The organism is Gilliamella sp. W8126, from assembly GCF_016102185.1.
GTDB classification, from domain to species: domain Bacteria; phylum Pseudomonadota; class Gammaproteobacteria; order Enterobacterales; family Orbaceae; genus Gilliamella; species Gilliamella apis_A.
Genome location: NZ_JACFPE010000002.1, coordinates 49,699 through 61,623, shown reverse-complemented (window position 1 = coordinate 61,623; position 11,925 = coordinate 49,699). Strand labels below are relative to the sequence as shown.

The 11,925-nt window shown below is 36.1% G+C and carries 15 protein-coding genes; 13 read left to right on the top strand and 2 right to left on the bottom strand.

Translation table 11 applies throughout. The features are described from left to right. The first annotated feature begins 1 nt into the window (after position 1). The 6 genes from ureA to ureG are packed head-to-tail and all read left to right on the top strand — an operon-like array spanning position 2 to position 4,156. Entirely contained in the window at positions 2-304 is a 303-nt protein-coding gene (ureA, locus tag H3S74_RS04320) for an urease subunit gamma (protein WP_086363101.1), read from the top strand. Positions 305-316: 12 nt separating this feature from the next. Continuing rightward, on the top strand, positions 317-646 hold the full coding sequence (locus H3S74_RS04315; RefSeq protein ID WP_110447092.1) for an urease subunit beta: 330 nt from the start codon (positions 317-319) through the stop codon (positions 644-646). Further along, entirely contained in the window at positions 639-2,342 is a 1,704-nt protein-coding gene (gene ureC / locus H3S74_RS04310; RefSeq protein ID WP_198247325.1) for an urease subunit alpha, read from the top strand. Before H3S74_RS04315 ends, ureC begins: the two co-directional genes overlap by 8 nt. 20 nt (positions 2,343-2,362) lie before the next feature. Next, positions 2,363-2,830, top strand: coding sequence for an urease accessory protein UreE (ureE, locus tag H3S74_RS04305; protein ID WP_198221059.1), 468 nt, complete (start codon positions 2,363-2,365; stop codon positions 2,828-2,830). Between the two features lies 1 nt (position 2,831). Next, the gene (locus tag H3S74_RS04300) at positions 2,832-3,500 is read left to right on the top strand and encodes an urease accessory protein UreF (protein WP_370547580.1); all 669 of its coding nucleotides are present in this window, start codon (positions 2,832-2,834) and stop codon (positions 3,498-3,500) included. A 38-nt stretch (positions 3,501-3,538) separates the two neighbouring features. After that, complete coding sequence (ureG, locus tag H3S74_RS04295) at positions 3,539-4,156, top strand: urease accessory protein UreG (protein ID WP_086359531.1); 618 nt, start codon at positions 3,539-3,541, stop codon at positions 4,154-4,156. A gap of 121 nt (positions 4,157-4,277) precedes the next feature. Here ureG and H3S74_RS04290 read toward each other — a convergent pair whose 3' ends face one another. Continuing rightward, positions 4,278-4,595: a chorismate mutase gene (locus H3S74_RS04290; protein WP_198247323.1), complete on the bottom strand. Its 318-nt coding sequence runs from the start codon at positions 4,593-4,595 to the stop codon at positions 4,278-4,280. A 519-nt stretch (positions 4,596-5,114) separates the two neighbouring features. On the opposite strand from H3S74_RS04290, the gene H3S74_RS04285 reads away from it, so the two are divergent. From H3S74_RS04285 to H3S74_RS04255, 7 genes are all read left to right on the top strand, one after another. Then, on the top strand, positions 5,115-5,996 hold the full coding sequence (locus tag H3S74_RS04285) for a LysR family transcriptional regulator (protein WP_198247322.1): 882 nt from the start codon (positions 5,115-5,117) through the stop codon (positions 5,994-5,996). A 231-nt stretch (positions 5,997-6,227) separates the two neighbouring features. Beyond that, positions 6,228-7,436, top strand: a complete 1,209-nt coding sequence (locus H3S74_RS04280; RefSeq protein WP_198247321.1) for an MFS transporter — start codon at positions 6,228-6,230, stop codon at positions 7,434-7,436. 30 nt (positions 7,437-7,466) lie between these two features. Beyond that, complete coding sequence (locus H3S74_RS04275) at positions 7,467-8,498, top strand: alpha/beta hydrolase (protein ID WP_198247320.1); 1,032 nt, start codon at positions 7,467-7,469, stop codon at positions 8,496-8,498. 23 nt (positions 8,499-8,521) lie between these two features. Then, a complete protein-coding gene (locus tag H3S74_RS04270) occupies positions 8,522-8,980 on the top strand; it encodes a cyclophilin-like fold protein (protein ID WP_110447086.1) in 459 nt (152 codons plus the stop codon). A gap of 216 nt (positions 8,981-9,196) precedes the next feature. Then, a complete protein-coding gene (locus H3S74_RS04265; protein WP_198201014.1) occupies positions 9,197-9,448 on the top strand; it encodes a LysR substrate-binding domain-containing protein in 252 nt (83 codons plus the stop codon). Between the two features lie 51 nt (positions 9,449-9,499). After that, entirely contained in the window at positions 9,500-9,676 is a 177-nt protein-coding gene (locus H3S74_RS12665; RefSeq protein WP_198247319.1) for a LysR substrate-binding domain-containing protein, read from the top strand. An 812-nt stretch (positions 9,677-10,488) separates the two neighbouring features. Then, entirely contained in the window at positions 10,489-10,848 is a 360-nt protein-coding gene (locus H3S74_RS04255; RefSeq protein WP_198201016.1) for an MmcQ/YjbR family DNA-binding protein, read from the top strand. A 153-nt stretch (positions 10,849-11,001) separates the two neighbouring features. Here the strand turns inward: H3S74_RS04255 and H3S74_RS04250 are convergent, their stop codons facing one another. Then, positions 11,002-11,898 (bottom strand): LysR family transcriptional regulator, encoded by an 897-nt coding sequence (locus H3S74_RS04250; RefSeq protein WP_370547489.1) that lies wholly within the window; start codon positions 11,896-11,898, stop codon positions 11,002-11,004. Positions 11,899-11,925: the final 27 nt, after the last annotated feature.

Sequence of the window (11,925 nt, the reverse complement as noted above, 5' to 3'; positions counted from 1 at the left end):
GATGAAACTGACTCCGAGAGAAAAAGACAAATTATTACTGTTTACAGCAGCATTGGTCGCCGAAAGGCGAAAAGCGCGAGGGGTAAAATTAAATTATCCTGAATCAATAGCACTAATTAGCGCCGCAATTTTAGAAGGTGCTAGAGATGGTTTAACCGTCACTGAATTAATGAATCTAGGACGAAAAGTCTTAACGCGTAACGACGTAATGGAGGGAATTGCCGATATGATCCAAGATGTTCAGGTTGAAGCAACATTTCCTGATGGAACTAAATTAGTGACTGTTCATAATCCTATTATTTAAAAGGTAAATTATATGATTCCAGGCCAAGTGATTGTACAAGCAGGTAATATTGAATTAAATAAAAATCGCAAAACCATTCAAATAACGGTTGCTAATCATAGTGATAGACCTATTCAAATAGGCTCTCATTATCATTTTTTCGAGGTTAATCAAGCCTTAAAATTTGAGCGAGCCAAAAGTTATGGATTTCGCTTAGATATTGCCGCCGGTACAGCTGTACGGTTTGAGCCTGGGCAAAGCCGTACTGTAGTGTTAGTTGAACTAGCTGGTAAAAGGCAAGTGTATGGATTCCAAGGTGCTGTAATGGGTGCATTAGATAATAAAGGAATTGAAAATGAGTAATATTTCTAGACAAGCGTATGCAGAAATGTTTGGCCCAACCACAGGAGATAAAGTTCGCTTAGCCGATACCGATTTATGGATACAAGTTGAAAAAGATTTCACTACTTACGGCGAAGAAGTTAAATTTGGTGGTGGGAAAGTAATCCGTGATGGTATGGGACAAAGCCAATTATGTGCAGATTTGGTTGCCGATGTTGTAATAACCAATGCTTTAATCATTGATTATTGGGGAATTGTTAAAGCTGATATTGGTATTAAAAATGGACGTATTTTAGCTATTGGTAAAGCGGGAAATCCCGATATACAACCAGATATAACCATCGCTATTGGTGCTAGCACTGAAATTATTGCTGGCGAAAATAGCATTGTTACAGCAGGCGGAATTGACTCTCATATCCATTTCATTTGCCCACAACAAGCTGAAGAGGCTATATGTTCAGGAATAACTACATTTATAGGTGGTGGTACCGGCCCAGCAACGGGAACAAACGCAACCACGTGTACACCAGGTAAGTGGTATATCGAAAAAATGTTACAAGCTTGTGATAATTTACCTGTAAATGTTGGGTTATTAGCTAAAGGGAATTGCAGTGTTATTGAGCCATTAATCGAACAAGTCAATGCCGGAGCTATTGGCTTAAAATTACATGAAGATTGGGGCTCAACACCACAAGCAATAAGTAATTGCCTTGATGTAGCCGATAAGATGGATGTACAAGTAGCTATTCATACCGATACTTTAAATGAATCTGGCTTTGTAGAAGACACTCTCGCTGCCATTGGAGAGCGAACCATTCACACTTATCATACGGAAGGCGCAGGAGGCGGCCATGCCCCCGATATTATAAAAGCTTGTGGTTACGCTAATATTTTACCTTCCTCCACAAATCCTACTCGCCCTTATACTATCAATACTATTGATGAACATTTAGATATGTTGATGGTTTGTCATCACTTAGATGCTGGAATTGCAGAAGATGTTGCTTTTGCCGAATCAAGGATACGCAGAGAAACTATTGCTGCGGAAGACATATTACATGATTTAGGCGCATTTTCTATGATTTCATCAGACTCTCAGGCCATGGGACGAGTGGGAGAGGTTATCATAAGAACATGGCAAACTGCTCATAAAATGAAAACGCAACGAGGCCCATTATATCCAGATAATCAACAGAATGATAATTTTAGAGTTAAACGTTATCTAGCTAAATACACTATAAATCCAGCGATTACCCATGGTATAAGCCATGAAGTAGGTTCTATTGAAGTAGGAAAATTAGCCGATTTAGTCATTTGGCAACCTGCTTTTTTTGGCATAAAACCAAGTTTAATTATTAAAGCGGGAATGATTGCTTACGCCGAAATGGGTGATGTTAATGCATCAATTCCCACACCACAACCCGTACACTATCGCCCTATGTTTGCTAGCTTAGGAAAAGCAGGTTTTTTATCTAGAATGACATTTATTTCACAAACAGCTGCCGATTTAAATGTAGCAAAAAACTTGGGATTAAAAAGTTTGATTGGTGTGGCAAAAGATTGCCGTCAGATTAAAAAACAAGACATGATCCATAACTCATGGCAACCCAATATTGAAGTGGATGCCCAAACCTATGAAGTAAAGGCCGATAACAATCTATTGAGTTGTGAAGCTGCATCTATCTTACCAATGGCACAGAGATACTTTTTATTTTAATAAATTGAGAACATAACATCATGATAATTTTAACAAAGATACTTACTAAACCATTAACAAAAACACAATTACAGTCTGTCAAAGACCGTACTAAATTAGATATTGATAGCCGAATAAAAAGCCGCAGCAAAATAGTGCTTAATAGTGGTCAGGAAGCCGGTGTTATATTACCTAGAGGTTTATTAATTCGTGGTGGTGATTATCTTGCAACAGAGGATGAATCAATAATTATTGAAGTATTGGCTGCAAACGAAAATGTATCCACAGCCTACTGCAATGATAAATTGTTGTTAGCCAGAGCATGTTATCATTTAGGTAATCGTCATGTTCCATTACAAATTGCTACAGACTTTGTTCGTTATCAACATGATCATGTGTTGGATGAAATGCTAACACAATTAGGAATTAAAGTACTGGTTGAACAAGCTCCATTTGAACCGGAAGCTGGAGCTTATCAAAGTAGTGCTATTGGCCACCATCATCATTAAGATAAAAAACATGCTGCAATATTTACGTAACTTACAATTAGCCAGTGCAAATTTACCTGTTGGGGGATTCACCTATTCTCAAGGATTAGAATGGGCAGTTGAAGCCAAATGGGTAACTAATCAAATCGAAACCAAAGATTGGCTAATACAGCAAATGTATAGCACATTGCGCTTTTGTGACTTACCTATTTTGGCTCGACTACATCAATGTACTATTAACCAAGATGAACAAGGTTTTAGTTATTGGACTAGAAATTTACTATGTCAACGAGAAACAAGTGAATTAAGACTTGAAGAACAGCAACGAGGAAAAGCCTTTTTTCGATTCCTAGAAGGATTAGGGTTTATTCATCCATGGCAAAATTTATTAATACAGTCACAAGTTGCCGGATTTGCTTGGTATGGTGCGACAAATAAAATGTCGTTAGAAGATATACAAATAAGCTGGAGTTACAGTTGGCTCGAAAGCAACATTATGGCGGCAATCAAATTAGTACCTTTAGGACAGCAAGCAGGACAACAGCTGATTTATCAATTATCAACATTATTACCTTCAATTATTAAGCAAGCAAATGATGTTAAAGATGATGATATTGGCGCAGGATCGCCTTTAGTAGCTATTGCCAGTAGTTGTCACGAAACACAGTACTCAAGACTGTTTCGATCATAAATTAAGCTCATAAAATTATAGAAAAAAGAGAAGAGAATATGAATACCATTACGCATACACCGCTAAGAATTGGAGTTGGCGGACCGGTAGGATCAGGAAAAACGGCCCTACTTGAAATGCTATGTAAAACAATGCGCAACAAATATCAATTAGCCGTTGTCACTAACGACATTTATACAAAAGAAGATCAGCGAATATTAACCGATGCAAAAGCATTAGATCCCGAACGTATTGTTGGTGTTGAAACTGGTGGTTGCCCACATACAGCAATTCGCGAAGATGCATCAATGAATTTAGCTGCAGTTGAGGGATTAATGGAAATGTTTCCACATCTAGATATTATTTTTATCGAAAGTGGAGGAGACAATCTTAGTGCAACTTTTAGTCCTGAATTGGCTGATCTGACTATCTATGTCATTGATGTTGCTGAAGGAGAAAAAATTCCACGAAAAGGAGGTCCTGGTATAACTAAATCAGACTTTTTAGTCATTAATAAAATTGATCTCGCACCGTATGTCGGTGCTTCTTTAGCAGTGATGGAATCTGATACCAATAAAATGCGCATTGATAAACCATGGGCATTTACTAATTTACGGACGAAACAAGGATTAGATAAAGTCATTGAATTTATTGAAACCAATGGTTTATTTAAATAAGTTTATCACATTCCCAACATTATCCAGATAAATAATGTTGGGGAAGTTAAGAACCAAGCATAAACATTTAACCTAGCAATTAATAAGCTTAAATTAAATTGTTAATAACAAGTTAACGTAATTATTTTTCTTTATGTTGAAGACGCTTTAATTCTTCATCAATAAAATATTTCACTAAATTAGCATACAATTCTTTAATGATATCACCATCGAGACCTAACTCATCAGCCCAAAGCTTACGTTGCTCAAGCATACTATTAAAACGTTCTTTAGCTTGAACATCGATAGCATTTTTTTTGAACTGACTGGCTGCTTTAACATAGTCAAAACGAATTGCTAGTAATTGAATTACCAGATGATCAATATTATCAATTTCCGCGCGAATATCATTCATATCACGACATTCATTTGCTAAGACATTTGGATGGTATTGAAACATATAGTGTGGCCGATAATTGATAGTTTTACTATCTTAGCACTGTATAAATATTGCTAAAAGGATTTAAATTGCAGAATTTGGAATTGGTTGATCAAGGGAAACGAAACAACCCAATAAAAAACCTTATTAATACTATATTTTAACACAACCAATCGCACACCTAAACGTATACCTAAAACGAAAAGTGACCGCTAAAATTGGGTATTTTTCGTACTCACTTATTTTGGATTTAAAGTTGATTTTTCGCGGGTGTAAAAATCCGGTCAAAGAGGCATTACCCAAATTTGAGTGTTAAAGAAATTACCCCCTCCATTAAAATAAAATTTTATAAAAAACTATCCATACTATACATGATTTCTTATAAGCCTTATTGTATAAGGTTTGTGCTATGTATAGTCTACATTTTAACTCTGCATAACTCTACATTTTTACTGTACATAAAAACAACGAACCTTTTTCCTATAACTTAATTATTGTTATACTTTTTAAGCATAAAAAATAGTTGTATGTGAGGTCATTTTGGATATTAAAGTATTACGTTATTTTTTAGCTCTTGCTAGAGCGGAAAGTATCACTGCGGCTGCTGAGTATTTACATCTGACTCAGCCAACATTATCTCGTCAACTGGCTGAATTAGAGCAAGAATTGGGTAACACCTTATTTATTCGAGGCAGTCGTAAAATTACCTTAACCGATGAAGGTATGCGTTTACGCAAACGTGCTGAAGAAATTTTAGAATTAGTGCAAAAAACTGAATTAGAGTTTCAAACCTCAGCTGAGGAAATCAGTGGCAATATCTATATTGGTTGTGGTGAAACCCATGCCATGGGATTAATTGCTGAGGTTGTTAAGGCATTACAACACGACTATCCGCAAATTCATGTGCATATTTATAGTGGTGATGCTGATGAAGTAACAGAACGTCTCGATAAAGGCTTGCTCGATTTTGGATTATTAATTGGTGTGGAAAATATCAGCAAATATGAGTCGTTGCTATTGCCGGAAAAAGATACTTGGGGAGTGTTAATGCGTAAAGATAGTCCACTTGCACATCAAGATGTGATTAGACCTAGCGATTTATGGAACTTGCCACTTATTATCTCTAAACAGAAAGAAGTCGATAACCGAATTACGCGCTGGTTAAAACGTGATTTAGATAAACTCAATGTGATTGGCTCATATAACCTACTTTACAATGCCTCACTTATGGTTGAAAAAAACATGGGTTATGCATTAAGTATTGATAAGCTGATTAACACGACTGGTAATAGTCATCTTTGTTTTAAACCTTTAGAGCCACAATTAACGGTTGATATTCACTTAGTTTGGAAACGTTATCAAATTTTTTCAAAAGCAGCTGAAATCTGTTTACAGCGAATGAAACAGGCTTTTTCTCAATAAATTCCTCTGAATATAGAAGTGAGCAAAATGATCCTCCTATTTTGCTGGGCTTATTCTTATGACTTCTTTTTATTGATATTAATGACATTAAATACAGTTTATACCCATGCTTTTAAGGCATAAATAACCATAAAATATAAGTAATTTACATATATTTAGCTGCTATTTAGACTATGACCCATTCCACAACTATTCAATTCATTCGTCTTTAATATAATAATGGGATTAACCATGTCAGATAACACATTAAATTCCCCAAGTACGGCGTATTGGGGAGCAATATTTTCACTATTTATTGGAGTAACAAGTTTGATTGCCGCGGAATTTATTCTTGTTAGCTTATTAACCCCTATCGCACAAGATTTCAATATTACTGAAGGTCAAGCAGGCCAAAGCGTCACAATGGTGGGGATTTTTGCGGTAGTCACCAGTTTGGTTCTCGCACCCATGACCCAAAATATTAATCGTCGAGTAGTATTACTCACTTTTTCTATTTTATTAGTATTATCCAATTTGTTCGTTGCTGTTGCGCCTAATTATTTCATTATGCTGATTGGTCGAGCGCTATTAGGGATTTGTGTTGGTGGATTTTGGTCAATGGCATCTGCTGTAGTATTACAATTAGCGCCGAGTAAAGATATTCCTCGAGCATTAAGTATTGTCTATACCGGAGTGTCGGTTGCAACGATTATTTCACTGCCTCTTGCCAGTTATTTAGGTCATTTAATCGGTTGGCGTAATGTGTTTTTTATTGCTGCGGCGTTAAGTTTTATCGCACTAGTTTGGCAACGGCTTACCCTACCATCTTTACCGCCGCGTGAAAGCAGTAATTTTAAAAATATGTTTGCCCTATTTAAGCAAAATTGGTGTTTTCTTGGCATTATCGGTACAATTTTTAGTTATGGAGGCTATCACCTCTTTTTTACTTATCTGCGACCGTTTTTAGAGCACAATTTAGCACTACAAACCGGTCCATTAACCCTTATTTTATTGGTGTTTGGTATCGCTAATTGCATCGGAACCTTTGTTGCGGGTTTACTACTTGGCCGATTTTTTAGACCTGTGATGATCGCTATTCATTTAGTCTTAGCCGCTATAGCCATGCTCTTATTTATTAAATATAGGTTTTTAAGTTCTGATAATGTGACTATGGATACTACATTAGTGATTGCTTGGGGATTTGTGTTTGGATTTATCCCTGTTGGTTGGTCAACGTGGATCACTCGAACGCTTGCTGATAAAGCTGAATTGGTTGGTGGATTGTCGGTTGCCGCGATTCAACTTTCCATTGGTTTAGCAGCTGGTGTTGGTGGAATGACCTTTGACCAATTAGGGGTTAGTGGCATTTTTATCACGGCCACGATTATTAGTATTATAGGTGCCATCATTACCGCCTTGTGTTTTAGTTTATATAAAAAAGCAACAGGCAACCTTGCTTAATCAATCTTATATAGATAAAAAGGATCACAAATGAAAATCAAGTTTACGGCTTTAGTGTTTATGCTAACTTTTGTACAAACAACACTTGCGAACACGGCAGAAGTGGCTGTGCAACATTTTCCAAATCCATCAACAGTGAGTCAGGCATTACAACCTTTAGTCTCTGGCGAACCCCCTTCCTTTTGGAAGGATCATCCTAAAACTAATTCCGAATGGCATCAATGGGTTGATACGATTGCTGCCCAAACATTAAAAACACTTCCTATGTTAAAAGAACGAATGCAAGTCAGTGTTACAGCTACGCAGCTTGGTAATGTTAATGCCTTTATGGTCACACCTAAAACGATTGCACCATATAATCAAAATCGTATCTTATTACATTTTCATGGCGGTGGTTATGTGCTTAATCCAGGTGAGGCAGGTACCGCTGAAGCAATTATGATGGCGGAATATGGAAAAATCAACGTCATTTCAATTGATTATCGAATGGCACCAGACTTTCTGTTTCCAGCGGCCGTAGACGATGCACTAACAGCCTATCGCGAATTGCTTAAACAGTATCCTGCCGAGAATATTGGCGTATTTGGCACCTCAACTGGCGGTGGTATGACACTAGCCTTAATGCTAAATGCCAAAGCTCACGACCTACCTTTACCAGCGGCGATCGTTGTTGGCACGCCTTGGACCGATTTAAGTAAAACTGGTGATTCCTATTTTACGCATGAGGGGATTGATAATGTGCTCGTCAGTTATGACGGCTGGTTGGGAGACGCAGCCAAACTGTATGCTGGCGATCATGATCTTAAAGAGCCACTATTATCTCCCATTTATGGTGACGTGAATGATTTTCCACCAACGCTGTTAGTTACGGGAACGCGCGATCTATTTTTAAGTAACACAATCAGAATGCATTTGAAATTACGAGATGCCGGCGTGGCTGCTGATTTAGTGGTGCTAGAAGGCGTATCTCATGCCCAATATTTAATGGTTTCTGATGCGCCAGAAGCCCAGCGTTATTTTAATGAAGCAAGTCAGTTTTTTGATCAGTATCTAGCTAACTAATTCTCACTCTAGGCGATATCATCATGATAAATAGACATCCATTACGACAATTAAACTTGTTTATAACCGCATTTATTACACTTTTGATGAGTTTCTCGGCGTTTAGTCAAAAAACTGAAAGTGCAACATTAGCAAAAATAAAACTGACTATTGACGATCAGCAAGTGATTGTCAATTTGCTCGATACTCCTGCCAGTCATCAGCTACTGGCACTGCTACCTTTAACACTGACTTTTAGTGATTATGTTGGTGCCGAGAAGATCGCTTATCTGCCACAACGCTTAATTACTCAAGGTATGGCAAGTGCCGCTCATATTTCTGGGGATTTTACTTATTATGCACCTTGGGGGAATTTGGCTCTGTTTTATCAAGGTGTAGGTACTAATTCACAATTGTATACATTGGGTCATATTGAGTCTGGCCGAACCGTATTAGCAAATTTAAAACAGGATTTTGTGGCAACACTAAGTCGTGTGGAGTAAATTAAATAAGGCATTAAAATATAAAAAAGTGGATTTATAAAATAGTGGTAATATTATTACTTTTATCCGTTGCACTGGCAATCGCTTACCCAAGTTGGCGAGCAGCTATTTCGTACTGTTGAAACAAGTTTTGCTAAAATGGATAACGAACTTCAACAGATTGAACACTATCGAAATTGACCATCTGGCTTAGTGCGTATTAACTGTGGACTACAAGTGATTGAGACGCTACTACTCTCTAAATTAGCCCATTTTAAGGACAAATATCCTGATATTCAGTTTGAGTTTATTAGTAATAATCGTTTTGTTGATATTGTTGCAAAAGGATTTGATGTGGGTATTCGTTTTGGTAGTGGTGTTGCGGAAGATATGGTCGCTTTTTGCATTAGTCAACCTATGAAAATGGCGGTTGTAGCAACGGCTGATTATTTTCAAAAAAAGGATTTCCTAGCACGATACAAAAGTTAACACAACATCAAGGTATTGGTTATCATTTATCCAACGATCTTTGCCGCAAAAATGGGATTAGGGATTACTTATTTACCCGAAGAACTGATTGCAAAGGAACTGGTTAATGGTCAACTGATCCGCATTTTTAATGAGTATAGCTATACTTTTCCACCTTTATACCTCTACTATCCACATCGCAATATATCATCCGCATTAAGGGTTGTGGTGAATATGTTGAGGGTTTAAATTTAAATGTGAAGATTTAGAGGAGTGTTCAATTTTTAAGAAATAAAATTATAATCGTTATTAAGGGAAAGTTATGAAATATATTTTTCAAGCCCTGTTATAGGACACGAATAACTTAACTAACATGTTGAATAAAAATAAAAATTTAGTTAATGTTTTTTTCTGTATCCTGTTTGGTATCCGATTTAATACTAGATTTGGGATAATTGCAGTTGAACTCAGTTGAGTAAGGATTTCTTGAAAGTGTTTGTATATAAGGGTTTGATTGACTTCGGTAGAGTTGTGTAGATTTGTTAATGGTGCATGGTCGGGACTTGAAAAACGTCTTTTAAACCCTTTTGGGTAAATGATTTCTATTTTTTATATTTATTAGTGTACCCAAAAAATAAAAAGTAACCCCTAAAATTGGGTATTTTTAGTACTCTCTTATTTTTGATTTAAAGTTGATTTTTCGCAGATGTAAAAATCAGTCCAAAGAGACTGCACCCAAATTTGAGTGGTAAAGAAATTAACTACCCCCATTAAAATAAAATTTTATAAAAAACTGTCCATACTATACATAATTTTTTATAAACCTTATTGTATAAGGGTTTATGCTATGTATAGTCGGCATTTTAACTATACATAACTCTACATTCGAGCTGTACATAATTCAGTGATGTAAAAATTTATTACTAGATTAGCTAAATAATGGGCTATTTATTTTTTATGATTTTGATTATTCCAAGTCAACTATAATGTTATACTTAAGGGAATAAACTTCAATGCGGTTAAGTTGTATTTTCTATATCCAACATCTTTAGGAGATTATAATGAATAGAGAAACATTATTTAACTATGCCAAAAAACATTTTCATTCAGAACCTAATTATCTGTGGGAAAATTTACCTAATTATGCAGTATTGCGACATCATCAAGATGGTGATAAATGGTATGCTATTGTTATGAATGTATCTGGCTCAAAACTTGGTATAAAAGATGATAAAGAGATTGATATTCTGGATATTAAAGCAAGACCTGAACATATAGGATCTTTAAGGAAAAAAGAAGGTATTTTGCCAGCATATCATATGAATAAAGAACATTGGATCAGCATTATTCTTTCTGGACCTTTATCAGATAAAGAAATATTCGATTTACTTACCGAAAGTTATCACTTAACTTCAAAGTAATTTTAGCCTTAGCTTTAATATATTTGTTTATTTCCTTAAGTATCTATTTTGTATAATACAAAAAACCACCAATCAAGGCGGTTAGAATATTCATAAACAAAAAAGCAGGCTCATCTGCTTTAGGTAACCAATTTATACAGCTTATTATGATTTCTAACCTTGTTCATCTTCACCAAATTTTTGGATACAAAAATCAATAAAACATCTTAGTTTAGGTAAAACATGGCGATTAGATGCATAAAGAATATGCATGGGTCGGGTTGGTACATGATAATCAGGTAAAAGATGAACTAACAGTCCTTTTTCTATTGCTGGTGTCACCATTTCGGCTGATTGTAACATAATACCTAATCCAGCAATGGCAGCTGGTAATAGTGCATCACCACTGTCGGTCATGAATCGCCCTGATACAGGTACAGAAAAATGACCTTCAGCTCCCTCAAATTGCCAATGAGTTTGTAATGTTGTATGAGAAAAACCTAAACATTCGTGATATTTAAGATCTTTTGGTGAATTAATCGGTGGTGAGGATTTTAAATATAAAGGGGAAGCACACAAAATCAACTGGTAAGGTTTTAATTTTCTTGCAATTAATCCACTATCAGGTAATTCGCCAACTCTGAAAACTAAATCAAATCCTTCATCAATTAAATCAACAATACGATTAGTAAGTGATAAATCAATGGAAATTTCTGGATAAGTGCTTAAAAACTCGGGTAACTGAGGTGCTAATGCATGAGTGCCAAATGTTGTTGGTGCACTAATCTTAATTCGCCCTCGAGGTATGGCATTAATTTGTGCTGCAATCGCTTCTGACTCTTCAACTTCGGCAAGAATATTTTTGGCACGTTCATAAAATGCACGTCCTACTTCGGTTAAGCTCTGGTGACGAGTTGTTCTATTTAACAAACGAACATTTAGGTGTTCTTCAAGCATTCGGACATGTTTACCGACTAATTGTGGTGACATATTAAATACGTTCGCTGTAGCCGAAAATGAGCCTAATTCAACGGCTTTCACAAAAACAGACATAGAAGTTAATCTATCCATTAGAAACAATTTGTTTTTAAATATGAA